The organism is Rhodococcus sp. TAF43 (assembly GCF_052113525.1).
Classification (GTDB): domain Bacteria; phylum Actinomycetota; class Actinomycetes; order Mycobacteriales; family Mycobacteriaceae; genus Prescottella.
This window is the reverse complement of record NZ_JBFRDL010000001.1, coordinates 231,635-254,986: the sequence shown is the minus strand read 5'-3', so window position 1 is coordinate 254,986 and position 23,352 is coordinate 231,635. Positions and strand designations below refer to the sequence as shown.

Below are 23,352 nucleotides of genomic sequence, written 5' to 3'. Positions count from 1 at the left end.
AGGCGCCGGCCACCGAGTGTGCCGACCGCCGGATCACGCCTCGCGCATCATCACGTCCTTGATCCGGCGGAGGCGATCGGGATCGGCCTCGCTGCCGGTCCGGCCGACCAGTGTGGTCAAGGTGGTGATGACGGGTTCGCCGGTGTCGTCCGACACGATGTTCTTCGTCACGATGATGTCGCTGCCGGCCGTCTGCCGAAACGACTCGAGTGAGACGTCGACCGTCAACCGGTCGCCTGCGCGCATCGGGCGGTGGATCACCAGTTTCTGGTCCGTCTGGAGAATCTGGCTCAGGTCGAATCCGGTGATGATCTGTTCGAGCAGGTACTTCTGGGCAATGGCCCCGATGACCGAGACGAAGGTGAGCGGCGCGATCAGTGCCGAATGGCCGAGCGCGCGTGCGGCTTCCTCGTCGTAGTGCGCGGGATGGGTGTTCTGGACGGCGGTCGCGTACTCGCGAACCTTCTCCCGGCCCACCTCGTAGTAGTCGGGCATGCGGTAGCTGTAGCCCACCAGACGCTCGGCGCGTGAGGCGCGGTTGTCGGTGGGTTCGGCTGATCGGGTCACAGATCGAGTGTGACGGAAGAACGGTTCCGGCGTCCGATATCGGACGTGGATGGACACAAGCGGCCTCGGATCGTTTCCATACGGAAACGATCCGAGGTCACTGGGTAGCAAGGTGCACCGCATGCGGTCCGGTGATCGCCTACAGTCGCGTCATGGCTACCGTCTGGACCGTCCCCGAAGACATCACCCGAGTGCTGCTGGCCGCACCGGGAATCCGCGATTTCCTCACGGACGACGAGGGGCGGGGCGTGGCGAGCGACCCCAAGGTGCGGCTCGCCGAGTTCACCGCGGTCGTCAACTCGCTGCAGGACAACGCCGGGCGCACCTTCACGTCGGTGCGCGACGCGTCCGGGGTGCTGTTCGACGGGCCCGCCGGCGGCGTCGTGGTCTCCGATGCGCTCCGGCTCGCCGTCATGCGGGTGATCACCGCCGAGCCCCGCGAGCGTAAGCCGTCGCCCAACCCGCTTCCGGCCCGCGTGGTCGAGAACCTGGGCGTGTACGTCTACGCGCTGCGGGACCCCCGTGACCGCTCGATCTTCTACGTCGGCGCGGGACGCGGCAATCAGGTCTACGCGCATGCATGGGATGCGTTGGGGGAGGCGGGCACGCTCGACTCCGAGAATGTCGGGGACGCGGATCGCGACGAGACCCGCACCGCCTGGACTCGCCGGATCCGCGACATCTATGCGGCCGGGCATTCGGTGGATCACCTCATTCTGCGACACCGGTTGGAGGCGGCCCACGACACCGTCGGCGCGGCACGGGAGGCGGCGCATCTGGTGACCGACGCACTGCGTCAGCTCGAGCACCGGCCGCAGCATCCGGTGTTGACGAACCTCGCCGGTGAACCGATGGACCTCGAGAAGCGGGCCATGTCCGTCGAGGAATTGGCCGTGCAGTACGCGGCTCTGCCCGCGCCGGAACTGCCGGTGCCGGGTGCTCTGGTGCGAGTTCCCGCCGCGGCCGGCGCGGGGTTGTCCGCGGACGATCTGTACGCGGCGGCCCGGGGGCCGTGGCGCGCCGGGTCGGCCGCCCGCAACATCGCCGATCTTCCGGTGATCGTGTTCGCGGACAACATCGTTCGGGCTGTCTACCGCGCCACCTCCTGGGAAGGTGTGGGTCCGACCACCGATCAGCTGTGGCGGTTCACCGGTTCTGTCGACGCCGAGCTCGAGGCGAAGTTCGTCGGAACCCGGGTCACTCCGGATCGCGCGGGACTCAAGGCATGGCCGACCCACGGCTGGGTGCAGCGACTCACGCTGGCCCGCCCGCACGGCCGCTGACGGCGCGCGACCACTGTCCGCGCGGTCTGTATGGTAGTTAGGTAAAGCTAACCAATTGCTGTTTGGATCGTCAGGAGCGTGTCGCAGTGGCCAGGAAGACATCGACGTTGACAGTGGTGCGCACCGAGCGAATCGCGCCGCACATGGTTCGCGTCGTTCTGGGGGATCCGGGTTTCGAGTCCTTCGAATCTTCCGAGTTCACCGACTCGTACGTGAAGATCGAGTTCGGTCCCGCGGACGACCCGGTCCTGCGGACGTACACGGTCCGATCCGTCGACCCGGTCGCGCGCGAGCTGGCGATCGACTTCGTCGTTCATGGCGACGAGGGTGTCGCGGGGCCCTGGGCCGCGTCCGCGGCGCCGGGGGAGACGCTGACCGTCCGCGGTCCCGGCGGTGCCTATGCGCCCCGGCCGGATGCCGACTGGCATCTCATCGCAGGTGACGAATCGGCGCTGCCGGCCATCTCGACGGCCGTCGCTGCCCTCGCGCCCGACGCGGTGGCCAGGGTCTTCATCGAGGTCGCCGACGAGCGCGACGAGGTCGCGCTGGCAGCCGGTGACGACGTGGAGATCACGTGGATCCACCGCGGCGTCACGTCCGACATCGCGGGGGACGATGTGGCGGGCGAGAACTCGCTACTGGTGACGGCGGTCCGCGAGATGGCCTGGCTGCCCGGCGACGTGCACGTGTTCATCCATGGGGAGGCGCAGGCCGTCATGCACGGCCTGCGCCCCTACATCCGGAAGGAACGCGGCGTCCCGGCCGCCTCGGCATCGATCTCCGGGTACTGGCGTCGCGGGCGCACGGAAGAGGGGTTCCGCGTGTGGAAGTCCGAACTGGCGGCTGCCGAGTCGGTCTGAGGTCGCGGTCACCCCGCCTCGTCGACGACCTGGCGGGGTGACGTGGACTGGGTCCGATCGTGCTCCGGAGTATCCGTCGGGTTCGGGTCGGCGGCGCGGGTCAGGACCGTGAGCGCGGTCATCGCGATCACGCCCGACGCGAGGATCGCGATCGCCATCGGCACGGCGGAATCGCCGCCGCCGATTCCCACGAGCGGGGACATGAGCGCCGCCAGCCCGAACTGCCCGGCGCCCATCAGCGCCGAACCGGTTCCGGCCGCCTCGGGGACCCGTCCCTGCGCCAAGGCTGTCGCGTTGCCCATGATGAAGCCGATGCTCGAGACGACGCCGAACATCAAGGGCAGCACGAGCCACATGTGGCTGCCGCCGATCGTGGTCGCGAGGGTCAGCAGAAGTCCGGAGGCCACCAAAAGGCTGACGCCGAAGGCGAGGAGTTGTCGGGGGTCGAACCGGCCGATCAGCTTGGTGTTGACGATGCTGCCGACCATGATGCCCAGCGAGTTGACCGCGAACACGATGGAGAACTGCCCGGGCGTCAGGCCGAGAACGTCCTGCACCACGAACGGCGACGCCGAGATGTACGAGAACAGGGCGCCGAATCCGAACGCGAACGTCAGGGCATAGCCGACGTACACGCGGTTGGTGGCGACGTACCGGATGTTGTGCGCCAACGCGGCCAGTCCGCCGCCGTGCCGGCGCTCGACGGGCAGCGTCTCCGGGACGACGGTGAGCACACCGACCAGCATCAGGACGGAAGCGGCCGTGAGGACCCAGAAGATGCCGCGCCAGCCGATCGGCCCCAGCAGCGCGCCGCCCATGAGTGGCGCGACGACGGGCGCCACCCCGCCGATGATCATCATGAGACTGAACAGGCGCGCCGCCGAGTCGCCCCGGGCTCGGTCGGCAATCACGGCGCGGGCCAACACGATTCCTGCGCCGCCACTGAGACCCTGGAGCAGTCGGGCGGCGATCAGAACGCCGATGTTGGGCGCGATCGCGCACAGCAGACCGCTGATCGCGCACACGACGGTCGCGCCGATCAACAACTTGCGACGGCCGAGACCGTCGGACAGCGGCCCGATCAGCAACTGGCCGATGCCGAGCCCGGCCATGAAGGTGGTCAGCGTCAACTGAACGTTCGTTGGGGACGTGCCGAGGCTGTCGGCCATCGACGGCAGGCCGGGCAGGTACATGTCCGTCGACAGGGGAGCAGTTGCCGAGATCAGAGCTAGAACGCAAAGCAGCGGAATAGGAATAGCGCGATTCACGCGAGAACCCTACCGGCGCGGCCGCTTGCGAATTCGCGAGGACGCCGCGACCGTTGTCGGTATGGACGTCGACCCGAACCCGCAGCTGTCGCCCGGGCTGCGCACGCATCTCGACGACTACGCGGAGTATCTGAGGCTCGAGCGGGGGCGTTCGGAGCACACCGTGCGCGCCTATCTCGCCGACGTCCGGAGCCTGCTCGAGTACGGGACCCGCGACCGGCCCGACGCGACACTGGCCGATCTCGATCTGCGGGTCCTGCGCGGCTGGCTCGGAGGGCAGGCCGCCGCCGGTGTCGCCCGCACCACCCTCGCCCGACGGACGTCGTCGGCGAAGGGGTTCACCGGGTGGGCGCAGCGGACCGGCCGGATGGAGGTCGACCCCGGGGTCCGGCTCGTCGCGCCGAAAGCGCACCGCACGCTCCCGCCGGTCCTGCGCCAGGAACAGGCGGCCGAGGCGATGGCCGCCGCGCAGTCCGGTGCCGATCAGGAGGACCCGATCGCGCTGCGGGACCGGCTGATCGTGGAACTGCTCTACTCGACAGGAATCCGCGTCGGCGAACTGTGCGGGCTCGACGTCGCCGACATCGACAGCAGTCGGCGCGTGCTGCGGGTGCTCGGCAAGGGCGACAAGGAACGCGTGGTTCCGTACGGCCTGCCCGCGGAGGATGCAATCGACGCGTGGCTGCGTGCGGGCCGACCCGAACTCGCGAACGCGCGATCCGGCGACGCCCTGCTGCTCGGGCGCCGCGGCGGACGTCTCGATCAGCGTCAGGCTCGCAGCGTCGTGCACGACGTGGTCCAGGCCGTGCCGGGCGCGCCCGACCTCGCGCCGCACGGGCTCAGGCACTCGGCGGCGACGCACCTGCTCGAGGGCGGAGCCGACCTGCGTGTGGTCCAGGAACTGCTGGGGCATTCGAGTCTGGCGACCACCCAGCTCTACACGCACGTCTCGGTGGCCCGACTGCGCGCCGTCCACGACCAGGCTCATCCCCGCGCCTGACCGGCGACGGTCGGCAACAGCCGGATCGGCACCGCCCGGACCAGCGGCAGCGGGTCGAGGTACTCCCGGTCCCGCCTCAGCCCCCAGTGCAGGCACGCCGTCGCCGCGCACTCGGGATGCCCGGGTGCGACGGTGCCGAGGACGGTGCCGCGTTCCACCCGTCGGCCGGCGGTGACCGACGCGTCCACCGGCTCGTACGTGGTCCGCAGACCGCCCGGGTGATCGACCGAGACGACGGGCTTCCCGGCGACCGAACCGGCGAAGACCACCGTGCCGGGGCCGGCGGCGAGCACCGGTTGGCCCGGCGCCGCCGCCAGGTCGACGCCGCGGTGCCCGGGCAGCCAGTTCCGGTCGGGCTTGTCGAACGCCCGCGTCACCCTCGGTCGGGGGTGCAGCGGCCAATCGAACGCCGCGCGTGCCGTGTCGGCGGTGGGGGCCGGCTCGGCGGGAGGCGGCGCCGGTCGCGGTGCGGCGGCGACCGTGGGGGAGACGACCGACGGGGAGACGCAGAAACAGAACAGTGCTGCCGTGATCACGATGCAGCAGGCGGCGCGGGGAAACCTCATGGAGCGACTCTGGCGCGCAATCCGTCACGTGCGGCACCCATCCCTCGATCTGTGGATGGACGAATTCGTCATCCACAGATTTGCCGGCCGGACTCGCCACCTGCGGCTTCCTGATCCGTGAGTCTCGGGTTAGGAACGGTGGCGGCGAGGCCGTACACTTGTCGAGCGGTCTGTGCACGCACAGTCCGACTTCGCGCGCCCGCGCATTATCCGGTCTTCGGCTGGTCCTGCATTCGTGCAGGTCCGACGATCGGGCGGGCGCCAGGGCAGAGGTCACCCGACCACTGCAGCAACCGGCAATGAAAGAAGAGGTACACAGCCATGGCTGTTGTGACCATGAGGCAGCTGCTCGACAGCGGCGCACACTTCGGGCACCAGACCCGCCGTTGGAACCCGAAGATGAAGCGGTTCATCTTCACCGACCGCAACGGCATCTACATCATCGACCTGCAGCAGACGCTGACGTACATCGACAAGGCGTACGAGTTCGTCAAGGAGACTGTCGCCCACGGCGGCACCGTCCTGTTCGTCGGTACCAAGAAGCAGGCTCAGGAGTCCATCGCGGGCGAGGCAACTCGCGTCGGGATGCCCTACGTCAACCAGCGTTGGCTCGGCGGCATGCTCACCAACTTCTCGACGGTCCACAAGCGCCTGCAGCGCCTGAAGGAGCTCGAGTCGATGGAGCAGACCGGCGGTTTCGAGGGTCGCACCAAGAAGGAAATCCTCATGCTCACGCGTGAGATGACCAAGCTCGACCGCACCCTCGGCGGCATCCGGGACATGGCCAAGGTTCCGTCGGCCATCTGGGTCGTCGACACCAACAAGGAGCACATCGCCGTCGGCGAGGCGCGCAAGCTGAACATCCCGGTCATCGCGATCCTGGATACCAACTGCGACCCCGACGTCGTCGACTACCCGATCCCGGGCAACGACGATGCGATCCGCAGCGCCGCCCTGCTGACCAAGGTCGTCGCTTCGGCGGTGGCCGAGGGCGTGCAGGCCCGTGCCGGTCTGAGCGCCGACAAGGACGCCAAGCCGGAGGCCGGCGCCGGCGAGCCCCTCGCCGAGTGGGAGCAGGAGCTCCTCTCGCAGGCTGCTCCGGCCGCCGACGTGATCACGGAGGGTGGCCCCGAGTCCCCGCGTGAGGCTGTCGCCGAGGCCGATTCCAAGCTCGCCGAGGCTCCCGCGGACGTCGCGGACGCCGAGAAGCAGGCCTAGTTGATTCGGCCCCGACCGTAATCCCGGTCGGGGCCGTTTCACTCAGCTGCTTTTGCCTGGCACCGCTGAGTCAGGCATCCGAAACTCATCCGAGGAGGATTGCCCCCGATGGCGAATTACACCGCCGCTGACGTCAAGCGGCTCCGCGAGCTCACCGGCTCCGGAATGATGGACTGCAAGAACGCGCTCGCTGAGACGGACGGCGACTTCGACAAGGCTGTCGAGCTGCTCCGCATCAAGGGTGCCAAGGACGTGGGCAAGCGCGCCGAGCGCACCACGGCCGAGGGCCTGGTCGCGGCCAAGGACGGCGTCATGATCGAGATCAACGCCGAGACCGACTTCGTCGCCAAGAACGCCGAGTTCCAGGAGCTGGCCGACAAGGTCGTCGCCGTGGCTGCCGCCGGCAAGCCGGCCGACCTGGAGGCCCTCAAGGCCCTCGCGGTCGACGGCAAGACCGTCGACGCCCTGGTCCAGGAGCTCTCCGCCAAGATCGGCGAGAAGCTCGAGCTGCGTCGTGTCGTCTCCTTCGACGGCCCGGTCGCGACCTACCTGCACAAGCGCGCCTCCGATCTGCCCCCGGGCGTCGGCGTGCTCGTCGAGTACACCGGTGAGGGCGATGCTGCCGCTGAGGCCGCTCGCGCCGCCGCGATGCAGGTCGCTGCGCTCAAGGCCAAGTACGTCACTCGCGACGAGGTCCCCGCGGACATCGTCGAGGCCGAGCGTCGTATCGCCGAGCAGACGGCCAAGGAGGAGGGCAAGCCCGAGGCTGCGCTCCCCAAGATCGTCGAGGGTCGCGTCAACGGCTACTACAAGGACGTCGTCCTGACCGAGCAGTCCTCGGTCACCGACTCCAAGAAGACCGTCAAGGCCATCCTGGACGAGGCCGGCGTCACGATCACCCGCTTCGCGCGGTTCGAGGTCGGCGCCAGCTAGTCGCACTTCCACACATCGGCCCCGCCGGCCGGGTGGGTGCAGTCGTCGATCCGGTTCATCCGGATCGTCGGTCCGCCCATTCGGTCCGTGCGGGGCCGACGTGTGCGGTGGGTGGGGTCAGCGCTGGTGATCCCGGGCCGATGAGGCAGGATGGTAGAGCCTGTTCCGGAGGATCTGCCGGACGGGTCCTCGACGTCTGGCCCGGCCCGTTCGTGGCCCGCTCGCCGAAGAACCGCAATACTTCTAGAACCGCACAACCTGCAGAACCGAGGGAGAGTTATGACCGCACCGGCCGACGAACGTCCAGGATTCCGACGTGTGCTCCTCAAGCTCGGCGGTGAAATGTTCGGTGGCGGCAAGGTCGGGCTCGATCCGGACGTCGTGACGACGGTCGCCGAGCAGATCGCCGAGGTGGTGCGCTCGGGTGTTCAGGTCGCGGTGGTCATCGGTGGCGGCAACTTCTTCCGTGGCGCCGAGTTGCAGCAGCGAGGTCTCGACCGCGCGCGCTCGGACTACATGGGCATGCTCGGTACCGTGATGAACTGCCTTGCGCTGCAGGACTTCCTGGAGAAGCAGGGCATCGATACCCGCGTGCAGACCGCCATCACGATGGGGCAGGTCGCCGAGCCGTATCTTCCGCTGCGGGCCCGCCGCCACCTGGAGAAGGGGCGCGTGGTGATCTTCGGTGCAGGCATGGGCATGCCGTACTTCTCGACCGACACGACGGCAGCGCAGCGCGCCCTCGAGATCGGCGCCGAGGTGGTGCTCATGGCGAAGGCCGTCGACGGCGTGTACTCCGCCGATCCGCGCCTCGACCCGGACGCGACGATGTACTCCGAGGTCACCCACCGCGAGGTGATCGAGAAGGGTCTCAAGGTCGCCGATGCGACCGCTTTCAGCCTCTGCATGGACAACCAGATGCCGATGATGGTCTTCAACCTGTTGACGCGGGGAAATATCGCGCGCGCGGTGTCCGGTGAGAAGATCGGAACGTTGGTCAAGTCATGATGTCGTGCAGCACGATCAAGATGCGGGACGTATTCGAGCGTCACACGAACGAGACGGAGGAACAGCCGTGATTGATGAAGCTCTCTTCGAGGCCGAGGAGAAGATGGAGAAGGCCATCACGGTTGCGAAGGACGACCTCGGCTCCATCCGGACCGGTCGAGCCAACCCGGGCATGTTCAACCGAATCGTCATCGAGTACTACGGTTCCATGACGCCGATCACGCAGCTCGCGAGCATCAACGTGCCCGAGGCGCGGATGGTCATCATCAAGCCCTACGAGGCGTCGCAGCTCGGACCGATCGAGAACGCCATCCGCAACTCCGACCTGGGCGTCAACCCCAGCAACGACGGCAGCATCATTCGCATCTCGGTCCCGCAGCTCACCGAGGAGCGTCGTCGCGAGTTCGTGAAGCAGGCGAAGGGCAAGGGCGAGGACGCCAAGGTCTCGATCCGCAACGTCCGCCGCAAGACGATGGACGAGCTGTCGCGCATCCAGAAGGACGGCGAGGCCGGCGAGGACGAGGTCGGTCGCGCCGAGAAGGAGCTCGACAAGACCACCGCGCGCTACGTCAGCCAGATCGACGACCTGGTGAAGCACAAGGAAGCAGAATTGATGGAGGTTTAGCCGTGGGGAAAGCTGACGGCGCCTCCGCGGCGACCGCCGCCCCGGCCTCCAAAGCTGGACGCAACCTGCCTGCCGCGATCGCCGTCGGCGGCGGCATCGGTGTTGCGTTGATCTTGATCCTGACCTTCGCGCCGCTGGTGTGGATCGGTGTTGTTGCCGTGGCGATGGCGATCGCCACGTGGGAGGTCGCCAAGCGACTGGGCGAGGCCGACATCCGCGTCCCGGTGATTCCCCTGCTGCTCGGCGGTCAGGCCGTCATCTGGCTCAGCTGGCCGTACGGGACCGAGGGGGTGCTCGGTGCGTTCGCCGGCACGGTGCTGGTGTGCATGGTGTGGCGCCTGTTCGACCACGGCCTCAAGGCCACGCCGCGCAACTTCCTGCGGGACACCGCGATCACGGTCTTCGTTGCCGCGTGGATTCCGCTGCTGGCGTCCTTCGCGACGCTGATGGTGCTGCAGGACGACGGCGCAGGCCGGGTGCTCTGCCTCATGATCATCGTGGTGTGCTCCGACGTGGGCGGCTACGTCGCGGGCGTGTTCTTCGGCAAGCATCCGATGGTGCCGGCGATCAGCCCCAAGAAGTCCTGGGAGGGCTTCGCCGGGTCGCTCGTTTTCTGCGTCATCGGTGGCGTCCTCACCGTGACGTTCATCCTGGACGCGAACCCGTTCATCGGCGCCCTCCTGGGCGTTGCGCTGGTGTTCACCGCGACGCTCGGTGACCTGATCGAATCCCAGGTCAAGCGCGAACTGGGAATCAAGGACATGGGCACCCTGCTGCCCGGGCACGGCGGCATCATGGATCGTCTCGATTCGTTGCTGCCGTCCGCTTTCGTCACCTGGCTCGTTCTCACCGTCCTGGTGTGAGCCGCGCCGACCGCGGCCGGGGGAGCGCTCGGGGAACGATCCCGAGCCCCAACATCTGGCACTGGCCCGACATCTACGAGGTCGAGAACCGTGCCCAGGACGTCGACGGCGTCGTGTTCGGCGTACTCGCCGAGGTCGCGGACTGGCGCGACCGCGACGTCCTCGACCTCGGCTGCGGTGCAGGTTTCCACCTGCCCCTGTTCGCGGAGACGGCCCGGTCGGTGGTAGGTGTCGAGCCGCATCCGCCGCTGGTGGCGGCAGCGCGCCGCCGCACCGCCGGACACGCCGCGGTCAGTGTTGTCGAAGGATCCGCGGACGCGCTTCCGCTGCCCGACGACAGCGTCGATGTCGTGCACGCGCGCACCGCATACTTCTTCGGTCCCGGATGCGGTCCAGGCATTCTCGAGGCGATGCGGGTGCTCCGTCCCGGCGGGGTGCTCGCGATCGTCGACCTCGATGCGACCGTCGCCCCGTACGGCGGGTGGATGCGCGCGGACCTTCCGCATTACGACCCGGTGGCCGTCGAGGCCTTCTTCGACGCACAGGGTTTCGCGATGCGTCGGGTGCGGACCCGATGGGAGTTCGAGGGCAGGGACGCGTTGCGTGCGGTGCTGGGCATCGAGTTCACCGCGCGGACCGCGGCCCGTGCGTTCGCCGAAACGCCGGGCCTGGGACTGGAAGTCGGCTACCGCATCCACACGAGGGTGGTGTCGAGCGGTCTCATCCTTCCGTCTGGTTAGTGTTACTCGGAGTATTGACACTGGCGCTGCCGTCGTGTGAGCTGGGCCTCATGTTCTCAGCGCGACGGACTCGTTGGACAGCAGGGGTTCTCGGCGTGTGGCTCGCGGCAGCGACCGCCGGGGTGGCCGGGGCGGCCCCCGCGCCCGCGGACTTCTATCAGGTCGCGGCGCCGCTCCCGGCCGGTGATCCCGGTGTCGTGCTGCGCACCGATCCGTACGCGCCGCTGCTGTCGATTCCGAACCAGGCGGGGCCGTGGCCGTCCGGTGCGAATCGGATCATGTACCGCACCACGGATGCTCACGGCGACGCCACCGCCGCGACCGCCACGTACTTCGACGCGAGCCTGCCGTGGGTGGGTGCGGGTGCGCGACCGCTCGTGGTCCTCGCGCCCGGGACGCAAGGGCAGGGCGACCAGTGTGCGCCGTCGAAGCTCATCGCCGAGGCGATCCATTACAGCCCGCCGCTCGATTTCGCGGTCGAGTACGAACTGCTGCAGGTGCACGCGCTGCTCTCCCAGGGCATCGACGTCGTCGTTGCCGACTATCAGGGCCTCGGTACCGAGGGCATGCACAGCTACGTCGACCGTCGCGCCGAGGCACACGCCGTGCTCGATGCGGCCCGCGCGGTGAAAGCGTTGCCGGGCACCCGGATCGGCGCGGACAGCCCGATCGGACTGTGGGGGTACTCGCAGGGCGGGGGAGCGGCGGCGGCCGCGGCCGAACTGCAGGCCGTGTACGCGCCCGAACTGAACATCAGCGGAACCTACTCCGGCGGCCCCCCGGCCGATCTGCGGGCCGTCGCGGCCGCACTCGACGGCGGCCTCGCGGCCGGTCTTCTCGGCTACGCCGTCAACAACATCTACGCCGGCTACCCGGAGACCCGCGCCGAGATCGACGGTGCCCTGAGTCCGGCCGGGCGGCAGGCGCTGGACGACATCGCGAACCAGTGTGTCCCCGAGACGATCGCGCGGTACGGCATGCACCGGACGTCGGAGTGGACGCGGGACGGACGATCGGTCGCGGAACTGATCGACGCGCTGCCGACGGTGCGCGCGGTGGTGGACGAGCAGCGCATCGGCCGCGCGGTTCCGACCGCGCCGGTCCTGATCGTGCAGGGGCGCAACGACGACGTGATCCCGTACCCGCAGGCGCAGCAGCTCGCCACGGACTGGTGTGGAGCCGGTGCCACCGTCGAGTTCTCGACAGCCGAGTTTCCGCCGATCGCACCGGGGTTCATCGTCGGGCACGGCCTGCCGATGGTCTCGGGGCTGCCGCAGGCGCTCGACTGGATGACCGACCGGCTCACCGGGGCGCCGACCAAGTCCACCTGCACCGCCTGACGGTCAGTCGAGGCCGAACACGTCGGCGAGGTGGGTGATCTTCTTGGCCTTGGCGAGTCGGGGCAGGTCGCTGCCGTCCCGTACCCGCTCGCCGTCGGAACCGAGGTCGGAGATCACGTCGTGGGCCCAGGTGATATCGTGCGGGCTCGGGCTCAGCGCGCGGTTGACAGCCGACGCCTGATCCGGGTGCAGACACAGTTTGCCGGTGAGCCCGAGCGACACCGTCGCCTCGCAGTCCCGTTGCAGGATGGTCTCGTTCGCGGACACGGTGGGGCCGTCGATCGGGCCCCCGGCCAGTCGTGCGGCCCGGCTCGCGATCACCAGCCGTGAGCGCGGGTAGGCCATCGCCGTGACGTCGTCGCTCATCCCGGTGTCCCGGCGGAAGTCGCCGCTGCCGAACGCGAGCCGGAACGTGCCGTCCGCGCGGGCGATCTCGGGTGCCGCCTCGAGCCCGACCGCGGATTCGATCAGTGCCAGGACCGGGGTGTCCGGCAGCAGTTCGCTGGTCGCATCGACCTGTCCGCCGCTCTCCGTCTTGGCGAGCATCACACCCTGCAGGCCCGGGAGCCCGGTGAGGGCCCGCAGGTCCTGCTCCCAGTACGGGGTGGTGGCGTCGTTGATTCGCACCCACGCTTCGCCGCGACCGGACAGCCACGCGGTGACGGCGTCGCGCGCCTCGGGCTTGCGGTCGGGGGTGACGGCGTCCTCGAGGTCGAGGATGATCGCGTCGACGTGTTCGGGACGAGTGAAGCCGTCCGGTTTCGTGGCCGCGGTCAGGAGCCAGGAGCGGGCGAGGTCGGGGCGGACGGTGTGTCGCTCGGATTGCTGCGTGCGGGTCGTCACGGATCGACTCCTCGGGTGAAAGACCGTGCTCCTGTCATGGCTCCCATCGTGCCCCCGAAGCGTCGCTGCAGCTACTCCGGCGACGTGTGGTCGGTCACGGCACCCGCGCGCTTCGCGACCCGGCGTATCTGGATGATCCGCACGCCGCCCGCGAGCGCCATGATCAACGCGCCCGCGATGGCGGCCAGCAGCAGGCTGATGCCCGCCGGAAGCGTGAACTGCCATCCGAACAGCTGGAACGTCACGGAATCGAGGTTCTGCAGGATGAAGATCAGCAGCAGGATCGCGACGACGATGCCAATGACCAGTCCGGTCCAGGTGGAGGCGGCCCGGGTACGCGCGATCTTGGCGGCGTCGTGGGTCGGGGCCGGCGCGGCGGCCTCGTGCCGGCCCTTCGCTGACGGTGTGGCGGCCGGCTCGTCGTGGACCGTCTCGTGAGCCCTGCCGGGGTCCTCGCTCGGTACATCGGTCATGTGTCGATCATCACCCACAGTATGGCGTTGCGCACGCGCATCGGACGTGGAGGCCGGGTAATGGGAGAATGGGCGACATTATGACTGCCACTCCTGTTCCTCTCGTCTTCAATGCGCCGCGCCGCGGGATGCCGCCGCGACACCTCGCCGACCTCGACGCCGACGAGCGCAAGGCGGCGGTCAAGGAGTTGGGTCTTCCCGGTTTCCGTGCCGACCAGCTGGCCCGTCAGTACTACGGCCGGCTCGAGGCCGACTCGGAGAAGATGACCGACCTGCCCGCGGGAATGCGCGAGAAGGTGGGCGCGGCGCTGTTCCCGCAGCTGCTGACGGCCGTCAAGCACGTCGCGTGCGATGCCGGGCAGACCCGCAAGACGCTGTGGAAGGCGAACGACGGCACGCTGCTCGAGAGCGTGCTCATGCGCTACCCGGACCGGGCGACGCTGTGCATCTCCAGCCAGGCGGGCTGCGGCATGGCCTGCCCGTTCTGCGCGACGGGGCAGGGCGGCCTGCAGCGGAATCTGTCCACCGCCGAGATCGTCGACCAGGTTCGCGCCGCCGCGGCGGCCTTGCGGGACGGCGACGTCGAGGGCGGTCCGGGTCGCCTGTCGAACATCGTGTTCATGGGTATGGGGGAGCCGCTGGCCAACTACAAGCGTGTGGTGGCCGCGGTCCGTCGGATCACGTCGCCCGCACCGGACGGCCTGGGCATCTCGCAGCGCTCCGTCACCGTCTCGACGGTCGGGCTGGCCCCGGCGATCCGCAAGCTCGCCGACGAGGACATGTCGGTGCGTCTCGCGGTCTCGCTGCACACGCCCGACGACGAGCTGCGCGACACCCTCGTGCCGGTCAACAACCGCTGGCCGGTGGCCGAGGTCCTCGATGCGGCGCGCTACTACGCCGACAAGTCGGGCCGGCGGGTGTCGATCGAGTACGCACTGATCCGGGACGTCAACGATCAGCCGTGGCGCGCGGACATGCTCGGCAAGAAGCTGCACAAGGCGCTCGGCCCGCTGGTGCACGTCAACCTGATCCCGCTCAATCCGACGCCCGGCAGCGAGTGGGATGCCAGCCCCAAGCCGGTGGAGCGGGAGTTCGTCCGCCGCGTGCAGGCGCAGGGCGTCTCCTGCACCGTCCGCGACACGCGCGGTCAGGAGATCGCCGCCGCGTGCGGTCAGTTGGCCGCCGAGAACTAGGCCGTTCGACGAAGAAGGACCCCGCACCGAGAGTGCGGGGTCCTTCTTCGTTGTCTTCGGTGCTGCGGCGGCGTCGCCTACCGCGGCTTGCGGCGCACGACCATGTCGCGAACGAGGACGAAGACGATCGCACCGGCGAAGCCGATGAGGAAAAGGTCCTCGACCTTGCCGCTGTGGTTACCGATCATCATCAGCAGCAGGAACGCGGCGAAGAACCAGCCGGCGAAACGGAACGTTCGCGGAGCCTCGCCACTCCAGCCCCATGCGGCCGAGGGCACCTCGGCGGTGTCGACGTGCGCGGCGACGACGGGGTCGTTGGAAGTGGGGTCCAACTGGGTACCGGCCACGGCTCGATCCTCCTGATCATACGAATGCGCTATCGCCGCATATCGTGACATACGACCGTGCGTCGTACGAAGTGGGGTCCCGACCGTGTTGCCGCGGCCGAGATCAATCCTGTGTGATTCTCTCAGCATCCGTCAGGAACAATGGATCCGTGGCTGACACCCAACCGACTCGCGTCCTGCTGCTGGGCAGCACCGGTTCCATCGGCACCCAGGCCCTCGAGGTCATCGCCGCCAACCCCGACAAGTTCCAGGTGGTCGGGCTCGCGGCGGGTGGCGGGAACATCGACCTGCTCGCCCGCCAGATCCGCGAGACCGGCGTGAGCCGGGTGGCGGTCGCCGATCCCGCCGCGGCGGCCCGGCTGGACCTGCCCGGTGTGCTGTCGGGTCCCGACGCGGTCACCGAACTGGTGAAGGGGACCGAGGCCGACGTCGTGCTCAACGCGCTCGTCGGGTCGCTCGGCCTCGAACCGACCCTGGCGGCACTCGCGTCCGGCGCGCGTCTGGCGCTGGCCAACAAGGAGTCCCTCGTGGCGGGTGGTCCGCTGGTCACCGCGGCCGCCGCACCCGGCCAGATCGTTCCGGTCGATTCCGAGCACTCCGCGCTCGCGCAGTGCCTGCGTGGCGGCCGCGCCGAGGAAGTGGACCGGCTGATCCTCACGGCGTCGGGTGGACCCTTCCGCGGGTGGACGGCCGCGGCGCTCGAGGACGTCACACCCGAGCAGGCCGGCGCGCACCCGACGTGGTCGATGGGCCCGATGAACACCCTCAACTCGGCGTCGCTCGTGAACAAGGGGCTCGAGCTGATCGAGACGCACCTGCTGTTCGGCATCGACTACGACCGCATCGACGTCACGGTGCACCCCCAGTCGATCGTGCATTCGATGGTGACGTTCACCGACGGCTCGACCCTCGCGCAGGCCAGCCCGCCCGACATGAAGCTGCCCATCGCGTTGGCCCTCGGCTGGCCGGACCGGGTGCCGGGTGCGGCCGCGGCATGCGACTTCTCCACCGCCTCGACGTGGACGTTCGAACCCGTGGATTCGGTGGTGTTCCCGGCGATCGACTTGGCGCGCCACGCCGGCAAGGCCGGTGGCTGCATGACGGCCGTCTACAACGCGGCGAACGAGATCGCGGCCGAGGCGTTCCTCGACGGCACGCTCCGGTTCCCCCGAATCGTGCGGACGGTCGAGCGGGTTCTCGCGGCCGGCGGCGAATGGGCCGCGCCTCCCGCTACGGTTGACGACGTGCTCGCCGCCGACGGGTGGGCCCGTGCACGGGCACGCGAGCTCGTGAAACAGGAGGGCTAGAACCGCATGGTCTTCGCATTCGGTGTGGTGCTGTTCGCCCTCGGTATCGGCGCGTCCATCGCGCTGCACGAGGCCGGGCACATGTGGACCGCCAAGGCCCTCGGCATGAAGGTCCGGCGCTACTACATCGGCTTCGGCCCCAAGATCTTCTCGTTCCGCCGCGGCGAGACCGAGTACGGACTCAAGGCGATCCCCGCGGGCGGGTTCTGCGACATCGCCGGCATGACGGCGGTCGACGAACTTGCGCCCGACGAGGTCGACCGCGCGATGTACAAGCAGAAGGCGTGGAAGCGGATCGTCGTGATGTCCGGCGGCATCGCGATGAACTTCCTGCTCGGACTCGTGCTGGTGTTCATCCTCGCGGTCGGCTGGGGCCTGCCGAATTCGGAGGACCGCGCGGTCGTCGAGGGCACCGTGTGCGTGTCGCCGACGCAGAGTGCCGGCCCGGACTTCGCGCTCGCGGAGTGCTCGGGTGTCGGTCCTGCCGAGGCGGCCGGTATCCGTGCCGGTGACCTGATCACCGCGGTCAACGGTGAACCCACCCCGACCTTCGGTGACCTCGTGAAGAAGACGCAGCCGTTGACCGGGACGGCGGACTTCACCGTCGAACGCGACGGGCAGACGCTCGTCATCCCGGTCCAGGTGCAGCAGGCGCAGCGGTACGTCAACAACCCGGACTCCACCGAGCAGAACCCGCAGCCCCCGGTCTCGCAGGACGTCGGAGCGATCGGCATCCAGGCGCCCCCGGGCGTCGTGCAGTACTCGGCGCTCGCGGCCGTTCCCGCGTCGTTCGCCTACACCGGTGACATCTTCGTGCAGACCGCGCACGCGCTGACCCAGATGCCGGCGAAGGTCGTGGATCTGTGGACGGCGGTGACCGGTGGCGAGCGAGCGCTCGACACCCCGATCAGCGTCGTCGGCGCCTCGGTCATCGGCGGACAGGTCGCCGAGCGTGGTTTGTGGGAGGTCTTCGTCGGGCTGCTCGCCACGCTGAACTTCTTCCTCGGCATCTTCAACCTGCTGCCGCTGTTGCCGCTCGACGGCGGGCACATCGCCGTGACGATCTACGAGCGCGTCCGGAACTTCTTCCGGAACCTGCGCGGCAAGCCGGACGGCGGGCCGGTCGACTACATGAAGCTGATGCCGATCACATACGTGGTGGTGGTGATCGGCGGCGCCTACATGCTGCTCACCCTGACCGCCGACATCGTCAACCCGATCCAGTTGTTCCCGTGATCTCGGCGCTCGCTTCGAGCCGGACCGTGGAAACTCCCGAACGATAGACTTGCCCCGTACCAACGAAAGAAGGCGAAACGTGACCAGCCCCGTCGGTTTGGGCATGCCCGATATTCCTGCGGTCCTCGCACCGCGACGCAAGACCCGTCAGCTGATGGTCGGCAACGTCGGCGTCGGCAGCGACTACCCGGTCTCGGTGCAGTCGATGTGCACCACCAAGACCCACGACGTCAACGCGACCCTGCAGCAGATCGCCGAGCTTACGGCGTCGGGCTGCGACATCGTTCGCGTCGCGTGCCCGCGGCAGGAGGACGCCGACGCGCTCGCGACGATCGCGAAGAAGAGCCAGATCCCGGTGATCGCGGACATCCACTTCCAGCCGCGCTACATCTTCGCCGCGCTCGACGCCGGCTGCGCCGCGGTCCGCGTCAACCCCGGCAACATCAAGGAATTCGACGGCCGCGTCAAGGAGGTCGCGAAGGCGGCCGGTGACGCCGGGATCCCCATCCGGATCGGCGTCAACGCCGGCTCGCTGGACCCGCGTCTGATGCAGAAGTACGGCAAGGCCACCCCGGAGGCGCTCGTCGAGTCGGCGCTGTGGGAGGCGGGCCTGTTCGAGGAGCACGGCTTCGGCGACATCAAGATCTCGGTCAAGCACAACGACCCGGTCGTCATGGTCGAGGCGTACCGCCAGCTAGCGGCGCAGTGCGACTACCCGCTGCACCTCGGTGTGACGGAGGCGGGTCCGGCGTTCCAGGGGACCATCAAGTCGGCCGTCGCCTTCGGCGCCCTGCTGTCCGAGGGCATCGGCGACACCATCCGCGTGTCGCTGTCGGCGCCGCCGGCCGAGGAGATCAAGGTCGGCGGGCAGATCCTGCAGTCGCTGAACCTGCGGCCCCGCAAGCTGGAGATCGTCTCGTGCCCGTCGTGTGGTCGCGCGCAGGTCGACGTGTACACGCTCGCCAACCAGGTGACCGCCGGGCTCGAGGGCATGGAGGTCCCGCTGCGGGTCGCGGTGATGGGTTGCGTCGTCAACGGCCCGGGCGAGGCCCGCGAGGCCGATCTCGGTGTCGCGTCCGGCAACGGCAAGGGCCAGATCTTCGTCAAGGGCAAGGTCATCAAGACCGTCCCCGAGGCCCAGATCGTGGAGACCCTCATCGAAGAGGCGATGCGAATCGCGGAGGAGATGGAAGGCGGCGAGACGAGCGGCGCGCCGGTGGTCACCGTGAGCTGAAATCGGCCCACCTCGACGCACCTTCATGGCAATGTGGTCCCCAGATCCGGCACTGACAGCCCGACGCTGACAGACATCACGCCGAGCGGTCTCACAGAGACGTGTGACGAAGGGGGTGCGTCAGTGCTCAAGCTCCTCGGGGCGAGGCAACTGGGCGGTCGGGACACCGCCGAGGTGCTGCGTGTGCTCGAATCGGACCCCGTCGCGGCATGCATGGTCGCGGCCAGGGTGCAGCATTCGGGGCTCGACCCCCGTGCACTGCAGGGTGAGATGTGGAGCCGCGGGGGCCCGGCGGAGTCGCTGTGTTTCGCGGGCGCGAATCTGGTTCCGCTGCTGGGGGAGCTGGACGACCTCCGGTCGTTCGCCGACCGGGCCAGTCGGTTTCCGCGGATGTGTTCGTCGCTGGTCGGACGGGCCGAGTTGGCGCTTCCGCTGTGGGAGTTGCTGGAATCCGACTGGGGCCCGCCGCGCGAGCTGCGATCCGAGCAGCCGCTGCTCGCACTCCGCGACGAGCCGCTTGTGCGCCCCGATCCGCTGGTGCGGCAGGTGCGGATGGACGAGATCGAGTCGTATCTGCCCGCCGCGGTCTCGATGTTCATCGAGGAGGTCGGGATCGATCCGCGGGCCAGCGACGGCGGGCGGAGCTACCGACGTCGGGTCGCGAACCTGATCGCCTCGGGGCGGGCCTGGGCCCGGTTCGAGGACGGGGAAGTGGTCTACAAGGCGGAGGTCGGGTCGATGTCGGCCACCGTCGGCCAGATCCAGGGTGTGTGGGTCGATCCCGCGCGGCGCGGCGAGGGCCTGGGAGCGACCGGCACCGCGGCCGTCGCCGGTGCGGTCACCGCGCGGGGACGCATCGCGAGCCTGTACGTCAACAGCTACAACGAGCGCGCACGCCGAACGTACGCGACGGTCGGGTTCACACAGGTCGCCACCTTCGCGACGGTGCTGCTCGACTGATCGTTCGCCGGCTACGCGTACACGACGGCTCTCGTGACCTGCATCGTCTTTCGGTCGAGGTAGCAGAACAGCACCGCGTGCGCGCCGTCGACGGTGCACGTCGCCGTGACGGCGTCGCCCGCGGCAATGAGCTTCGTGACGTCCGCGACGGCTCGGCCACCGAGAAGATCGAGTGCGGTCCGGTCGCCGCGCTGCGCGGATTCGACCAGTCGGCGAACCGCCTGCTTCCCCCTCTCGCCGACGCTGCGCACCGCGAGTCCGAACGCGAGCGAGCCACCGAGGCCCTGCAGGCGGAGCATGCGCGCGCTCATCGCCGCCGCGACACCGAGTTTCGCGCGGTCGATGCCCGCGACCTGAGCGAACATCGGCGCGACCTCCCAGTGCGCCGCGATCCGGCGGATGCGCGGCGCGCCGTCGTCGAGCGTCGTCTCGTACAGCAGGTGCATCGGGGCCTTCGCGACGACGCCGCCGCCAAGTCGGGTTTCGATCGTGACGTCGCGGACGACGTCCAGTCCGCTGACGATGTCGACGTTCTCGACGTGGAACCGGATGTCGTTGGGCGCGATGAAGGTGTCCCAGAAACGGGCGAGGGGCTCGCCGCCGCGGACATGGCTGCGGCGGTCGTAGAGACCACCGAGGACGGGGCGTCCGCCCACCGGGTCCTCGACGACGTGACGGTCGGCGAACAGCCCCAGCCAGGCCTTCTTGTCGTGCACGGCGACGGCGGCGGGGGACTGCCGCGCCAACTCGAGCAGGTCCTCTGGGGTTGCCGTTCGCGTGATCGTGGTGGGCCCGGCCGGTGTCGCTGACATGGTCGCGAGTATCGCACAGAGGGTGGAACGTGTTCCAGAAAACGGGGACACGTCCGGACGCGGGCTTCGGGTCTTACGGGAGCAGGCCCAGCCGCCGTGCCGCGACGACGGCCTCGCGCCGCGAGTGCGCATCGAGCTTGCTCATGGCGCTGCGCAGGTAACTTTTCACGGTCTCGGCCTTGACTGAAAGGCGCTCGGCGATAACGGCATTCGAGCAGCCGAGGGCAGCGTGACTGAGGACGTCGACTTCGCGCGGTGACAGAGTGACGGCGAGGGCGCCGCGATCGGGTTCCGGGGTCGATCCCACGCCGGCGAGTCGGCTCGACAGGTGGCGCAGCCGTTCCTGCAGCGCGGGGTCGTCGACGGTGTGCGCGAGGCTGCGGAGTTCGGCGTGGACGTCCCGGATCTCCTCGGTGTCGGCGCCATTCGGGGCGGTGCGCTCGGCGGCCGCCGCGTCGAGCAGTTGGACCCGCCGGTCCACCTCGTCGCGGATCGCGATCTCGTTCGCGAGGCGGCGACCGGCCTGCATCATGACGTCGGCGATGCGGTCACCCAGTTGCACACGCTCGCGGATCGCGGCGTACATGACTGCGCGGGAGTTCCCGCGAACGACCACCGGCACCGCCAGTACCGAGCAGAGTCCCTCCGCGAGGACCGGGCCGTCGTAGTGGTGGGTGATGGTGCGGGCCCGCCCGTAGTCGTGCACCGCCGCGGGGTTGCGGCGCGCGACGACGTGTCCGCCCAGGCCGGAACTCTCGGAGACGGCCAGGCCGCGCAGGCCGTCGGTGTGGGTGCCGACGAACTCGCCCAGGTGCAGGGTGCCGTCGTAGACCTCCCCGCCGAACACGACCGGAACGATGCCGGTCGCGGCCACTTTTCGTAGTTCGGTGCGCAGTGCGTCGCGGTCACGCGGACGCAGCAGGGCCGTGGTGTGGGTGGGCACCCTCATCACCCCTTTCCGGGGGTAGCCGGTCGATGCTGTGACACGGATCATAGGTGGCACGACGGCCCCGCGGCGACGGGGCCCCGACGACGAGGAGTGACGATGACCGTCGACCCGACCACCCGCCTTCGCGAGCTCGCGGACCGGTACGACACCCCGCAGGCCTGTGCCGCGGAGTTGCTGTGCGATCGGCACCCGGCCGATGCGGTCGCGTTCACCGTCGTCGAGAGTGACCTGTCGTCGACCGATCTAACGTACGGGTGGCTGCGGGAGCAGTCCACCCGCTTCGCGGCCGCGCTGGCGGACCTGGGCGTCGAGCCGGGGGACTGCGTCGCGACCTTGATGGGCAAGTCGGCGGACCTCGTGGTGGCGCTGCTCGGGATCTGGCGTCGCGGCGCGGTCCACGTCCCGCTGTTCACTGCGTTCGCAACGCCCGCGATCGCGTTCCGGCTCGAGGCGAGTGGTGCGCGTGTCGTGATCGCCGATGCCAACCAGCTCGACAAGCTGGCGCCGGGCGAGGACATGCCGGCCGACGCAGCGTGGCGCGTCGTCGTGGCCGGTGGTGCCGCATCCGGCGCGCTGTCGTTCGATGCCCTGGTGCAGGGGCATGCGGCGGACGACCCGCGCGGCGCCGCGGTCACCATGGGCGGCGATGCCCCGATGGTCCGGCTGTTCACCAGCGGCACCACCGGCACCCCGAAGGGTGTCCCGGTGCCGATCCGCGCGCTCGCGTCGTTCCAGTCGTACATGGAGTTCGGACTCGACGTCCGCGAGGACGACGTGTTCTGGAACGCCGCGGATCCGGGCTGGGCGTACGGGCTGTACTACGCGCTGCTCGGTCCGATGGCGGCCGGCGTCCGCAGCATCCTGCTGCACGCCGGGTTCTCGGCGCCGCTCACGTGGCAGGTGATGGAGCGGTTCGGCGTCACCAACTTCGCGGCCGCGCCCACCGTCTACCGCAGCCTGCGCGCCGACGAGACCCCGGTGCCGGAGTCGGTGACGCTGCGCCGCGCCTCCTCGGCGGGCGAGCCGCTCACCCCCGACGTCATCGCCTGGTCGCAGGCCGAGCTCGGCGTCACCGTCCGCGACCACTACGGGCAGACCGAGCACGGCATGTTCATCATCAACGCGTGGGCCGACGGCCTGCGCGAGGACGTCGTCGCCGGGTCGATGGGTCGCCCGCTGCCCGGGTGGAGTTGCGCGGTCCTCTCCGACGACGCCGACGAGATCGCCCCGCCGAACACCCCTGGCCGCGTCGTGATCGACACCACCGCCAGCCCGCTCATGTGGTTCACCGGTTACAGCGACGCCCCCGAGAAGACCGCGGCCCGCTTCACGCCCGACGGCAGCTGGTACATCACCGGCGACGCGGGGCAGGTCGACGAGCAGGGCCGGTTCTTCTTCTCCTCCCGCGACGACGACGTGATCATCATGGCCGGCTACCGCATCGGCCCGTTCGACGTCGAGAGTGTGCTGGTGATGCACGACGACGTCGTCGAGGCCGCGGTCGTCGGGATGCCGGACCAGCTGCGCGGCGAGGTGCTCGAGGCGTTCGTGGTGCTGCGCTCCGGCATCGAGGGCACCGACGAGCTGGAGAAGGACCTGCAGCATCTGGTGAAGAAGAAGTTCGCCGCCCACGCCTACCCGCGGACCGTGCACTTCGTCCCGCAGCTGCCCAAGACCCCCAGTGGCAAGGTCCAGCGCTACATCCTGCGCCAGGGTCAGTGACGTTC

24 protein-coding genes are annotated in these 23,352 nt (G+C 69.1%); 16 read left to right on the top strand and 8 right to left on the bottom strand.

Annotation, left to right across the window (positions count from 1 at the left end; translation table 11 throughout):
- Positions 1-33 precede the first annotated feature (33 nt).
- Positions 34-567, bottom strand: a complete 534-nt coding sequence (hadA, locus tag AB4Z09_RS01220) for a (3R)-hydroxyacyl-ACP dehydratase subunit HadA (protein WP_114719544.1) — start codon at positions 565-567, stop codon at positions 34-36.
- A gap of 152 nt (positions 568-719) precedes the next feature.
- Between hadA and AB4Z09_RS01215 the strand changes: the two genes are divergently transcribed.
- Both AB4Z09_RS01215 and AB4Z09_RS01210 read left to right on the top strand, forming a co-directional pair.
- The gene (locus tag AB4Z09_RS01215) at positions 720-1,850 is read left to right on the top strand and encodes a GIY-YIG nuclease family protein (protein WP_114719546.1); all 1,131 of its coding nucleotides are present in this window, start codon (positions 720-722) and stop codon (positions 1,848-1,850) included.
- Between the two features lie 86 nt (positions 1,851-1,936).
- Entirely contained in the window at positions 1,937-2,710 is a 774-nt protein-coding gene (locus AB4Z09_RS01210; protein ID WP_174909570.1) for a siderophore-interacting protein, read from the top strand.
- A gap of 8 nt (positions 2,711-2,718) precedes the next feature.
- Here AB4Z09_RS01210 and AB4Z09_RS01205 read toward each other — a convergent pair whose 3' ends face one another.
- Positions 2,719-3,954, bottom strand: coding sequence for a multidrug effflux MFS transporter (locus AB4Z09_RS01205; protein WP_174914616.1), 1,236 nt, complete (start codon positions 3,952-3,954; stop codon positions 2,719-2,721).
- Positions 3,955-4,039: 85 nt separating this feature from the next.
- Between AB4Z09_RS01205 and AB4Z09_RS01200 the strand changes: the two genes are divergently transcribed.
- Positions 4,040-4,978: a tyrosine recombinase XerC gene (locus tag AB4Z09_RS01200; RefSeq protein ID WP_174909572.1), complete on the top strand. Its 939-nt coding sequence runs from the start codon at positions 4,040-4,042 to the stop codon at positions 4,976-4,978.
- Here the strand turns inward: AB4Z09_RS01200 and AB4Z09_RS01195 are convergent.
- Positions 4,963-5,544 (bottom strand): M23 family metallopeptidase, encoded by a 582-nt coding sequence (locus AB4Z09_RS01195; protein ID WP_174909574.1) that lies wholly within the window; start codon positions 5,542-5,544, stop codon positions 4,963-4,965. The genes AB4Z09_RS01200 and AB4Z09_RS01195 overlap by 16 nt on opposite strands.
- A gap of 321 nt (positions 5,545-5,865) precedes the next feature.
- On the opposite strand from AB4Z09_RS01195, the gene rpsB reads away from it, so the two are divergent.
- The 7 genes from rpsB to AB4Z09_RS01160 all read left to right on the top strand — a co-directional run bounded on the left by rpsB (position 5,866) and on the right by AB4Z09_RS01160 (position 12,271).
- Positions 5,866-6,762 (top strand): 30S ribosomal protein S2, encoded by an 897-nt coding sequence (rpsB, locus tag AB4Z09_RS01190; protein WP_114719554.1) that lies wholly within the window; start codon positions 5,866-5,868, stop codon positions 6,760-6,762.
- Positions 6,763-6,870: 108 nt separating this feature from the next.
- A complete protein-coding gene (gene tsf / locus AB4Z09_RS01185) occupies positions 6,871-7,695 on the top strand; it encodes a translation elongation factor Ts (RefSeq protein WP_114719556.1) in 825 nt (274 codons plus the stop codon).
- A gap of 279 nt (positions 7,696-7,974) precedes the next feature.
- The gene (gene pyrH / locus AB4Z09_RS01180; protein WP_114719558.1) at positions 7,975-8,703 is read left to right on the top strand and encodes a UMP kinase; all 729 of its coding nucleotides are present in this window, start codon (positions 7,975-7,977) and stop codon (positions 8,701-8,703) included.
- A gap of 67 nt (positions 8,704-8,770) precedes the next feature.
- On the top strand, positions 8,771-9,328 hold the full coding sequence (gene frr, locus AB4Z09_RS01175) for a ribosome recycling factor (RefSeq protein WP_114719560.1): 558 nt from the start codon (positions 8,771-8,773) through the stop codon (positions 9,326-9,328).
- 2 nt (positions 9,329-9,330) lie between these two features.
- Complete coding sequence (locus AB4Z09_RS01170; protein ID WP_174909576.1) at positions 9,331-10,191, top strand: phosphatidate cytidylyltransferase; 861 nt, start codon at positions 9,331-9,333, stop codon at positions 10,189-10,191.
- Positions 10,188-10,931 (top strand): class I SAM-dependent methyltransferase, encoded by a 744-nt coding sequence (locus AB4Z09_RS01165; RefSeq protein WP_174909578.1) that lies wholly within the window; start codon positions 10,188-10,190, stop codon positions 10,929-10,931. Before AB4Z09_RS01170 ends, AB4Z09_RS01165 begins: the two co-directional genes overlap by 4 nt.
- A 50-nt stretch (positions 10,932-10,981) precedes the next feature.
- Positions 10,982-12,271, top strand: a complete 1,290-nt coding sequence (locus AB4Z09_RS01160) for an alpha/beta fold hydrolase (protein ID WP_174909580.1) — start codon at positions 10,982-10,984, stop codon at positions 12,269-12,271.
- 3 nt (positions 12,272-12,274) lie between these two features.
- On the opposite strand, the gene AB4Z09_RS01155 is transcribed toward AB4Z09_RS01160, so the two are convergent.
- Positions 12,275-13,114, bottom strand: a complete 840-nt coding sequence (locus tag AB4Z09_RS01155) for an HpcH/HpaI aldolase/citrate lyase family protein (protein ID WP_174909582.1) — start codon at positions 13,112-13,114, stop codon at positions 12,275-12,277.
- A 71-nt stretch (positions 13,115-13,185) separates the two neighbouring features.
- The gene (locus AB4Z09_RS01150; protein WP_174909584.1) at positions 13,186-13,587 is read right to left on the bottom strand and encodes a LapA family protein; all 402 of its coding nucleotides are present in this window, start codon (positions 13,585-13,587) and stop codon (positions 13,186-13,188) included.
- 80 nt (positions 13,588-13,667) lie between these two features.
- Between AB4Z09_RS01150 and rlmN the strand changes: the two genes are divergently transcribed.
- Positions 13,668-14,780 carry a 23S rRNA (adenine(2503)-C(2))-methyltransferase RlmN gene (gene rlmN / locus AB4Z09_RS01145; protein WP_114719996.1) on the top strand — a complete coding sequence of 371 codons (1,113 nt, stop codon included), beginning with the start codon at positions 13,668-13,670 and terminating at the stop codon, positions 14,778-14,780.
- A 77-nt stretch (positions 14,781-14,857) separates the two neighbouring features.
- On the opposite strand, the gene AB4Z09_RS01140 is transcribed toward rlmN, so the two are convergent.
- Entirely contained in the window at positions 14,858-15,127 is a 270-nt protein-coding gene (locus AB4Z09_RS01140; RefSeq protein WP_114719570.1) for a DUF2631 domain-containing protein, read from the bottom strand.
- A gap of 149 nt (positions 15,128-15,276) precedes the next feature.
- On the opposite strand from AB4Z09_RS01140, the gene dxr reads away from it, so the two are divergent.
- From dxr to AB4Z09_RS01120, 4 genes are all read left to right on the top strand, one after another.
- Complete coding sequence (dxr, locus tag AB4Z09_RS01135; RefSeq protein WP_114719572.1) at positions 15,277-16,434, top strand: 1-deoxy-D-xylulose-5-phosphate reductoisomerase; 1,158 nt, start codon at positions 15,277-15,279, stop codon at positions 16,432-16,434.
- A 6-nt stretch (positions 16,435-16,440) separates the two neighbouring features.
- The gene (locus AB4Z09_RS01130; protein ID WP_114719574.1) at positions 16,441-17,670 is read left to right on the top strand and encodes a M50 family metallopeptidase; all 1,230 of its coding nucleotides are present in this window, start codon (positions 16,441-16,443) and stop codon (positions 17,668-17,670) included.
- A gap of 79 nt (positions 17,671-17,749) precedes the next feature.
- Positions 17,750-18,904, top strand: a complete 1,155-nt coding sequence (ispG, locus tag AB4Z09_RS01125) for a flavodoxin-dependent (E)-4-hydroxy-3-methylbut-2-enyl-diphosphate synthase (RefSeq protein WP_174909586.1) — start codon at positions 17,750-17,752, stop codon at positions 18,902-18,904.
- 123 nt (positions 18,905-19,027) lie between these two features.
- Complete coding sequence (locus tag AB4Z09_RS01120) at positions 19,028-19,864, top strand: GNAT family N-acetyltransferase (RefSeq protein ID WP_114719578.1); 837 nt, start codon at positions 19,028-19,030, stop codon at positions 19,862-19,864.
- Between the two features lie 11 nt (positions 19,865-19,875).
- On the opposite strand, the gene AB4Z09_RS01115 is transcribed toward AB4Z09_RS01120, so the two are convergent.
- Entirely contained in the window at positions 19,876-20,676 is an 801-nt protein-coding gene (locus AB4Z09_RS01115) for a nuclear transport factor 2 family protein (RefSeq protein WP_114719580.1), read from the bottom strand.
- 73 nt (positions 20,677-20,749) lie between these two features.
- Complete coding sequence (locus AB4Z09_RS01110; RefSeq protein WP_442239006.1) at positions 20,750-21,625, bottom strand: response regulator transcription factor; 876 nt, start codon at positions 21,623-21,625, stop codon at positions 20,750-20,752.
- Between the two features lie 96 nt (positions 21,626-21,721).
- On the opposite strand from AB4Z09_RS01110, the gene AB4Z09_RS01105 reads away from it, so the two are divergent.
- Positions 21,722-23,347: an AMP-binding protein gene (locus tag AB4Z09_RS01105; RefSeq protein ID WP_442239005.1), complete on the top strand. Its 1,626-nt coding sequence runs from the start codon at positions 21,722-21,724 to the stop codon at positions 23,345-23,347.
- Positions 23,348-23,352: the final 5 nt, after the last annotated feature.

Bases quoted from the DNA above. Each gene is read 5' to 3' on its own strand.
- AB4Z09_RS01195 (WP_174909574.1), bottom strand. From the start codon at position 5,544: ATGAGGTTTCCCCGCGCCGCCTGCTGCATCGTGATCACGGCAGCACTG.
- pyrH (WP_114719558.1), top strand. From the start codon at position 7,975: ATGACCGCACCGGCCGACGAACGTCCAGGATTCCGACGTGTGCTCCTC.
- rpsB (WP_114719554.1), top strand. From the start codon at position 5,866: ATGGCTGTTGTGACCATGAGGCAGCTGCTCGACAGCGGCGCACACTTC.
- AB4Z09_RS01115 (WP_114719580.1), bottom strand. From the start codon at position 20,676: ATGTCAGCGACACCGGCCGGGCCCACCACGATCACGCGAACGGCAACC.
- AB4Z09_RS01200 (WP_174909572.1), top strand. From the start codon at position 4,040: ATGGACGTCGACCCGAACCCGCAGCTGTCGCCCGGGCTGCGCACGCAT.
- AB4Z09_RS01160 (WP_174909580.1), top strand. From the start codon at position 10,982: ATGTTCTCAGCGCGACGGACTCGTTGGACAGCAGGGGTTCTCGGCGTG.
- tsf (WP_114719556.1), top strand. From the start codon at position 6,871: ATGGCGAATTACACCGCCGCTGACGTCAAGCGGCTCCGCGAGCTCACC.
- AB4Z09_RS01110 (WP_442239006.1), bottom strand. From the start codon at position 21,625: ATGAGGGTGCCCACCCACACCACGGCCCTGCTGCGTCCGCGTGACCGC.
- AB4Z09_RS01150 (WP_174909584.1), bottom strand. From the start codon at position 13,587: ATGACCGATGTACCGAGCGAGGACCCCGGCAGGGCTCACGAGACGGTC.
- AB4Z09_RS01215 (WP_114719546.1), top strand. From the start codon at position 720: ATGGCTACCGTCTGGACCGTCCCCGAAGACATCACCCGAGTGCTGCTG.
- AB4Z09_RS01105 (WP_442239005.1), top strand. From the start codon at position 21,722: ATGACCGTCGACCCGACCACCCGCCTTCGCGAGCTCGCGGACCGGTAC.
- rlmN (WP_114719996.1), top strand. From the start codon at position 13,668: ATGACTGCCACTCCTGTTCCTCTCGTCTTCAATGCGCCGCGCCGCGGG.
- AB4Z09_RS01130 (WP_114719574.1), top strand. From the start codon at position 16,441: ATGGTCTTCGCATTCGGTGTGGTGCTGTTCGCCCTCGGTATCGGCGCG.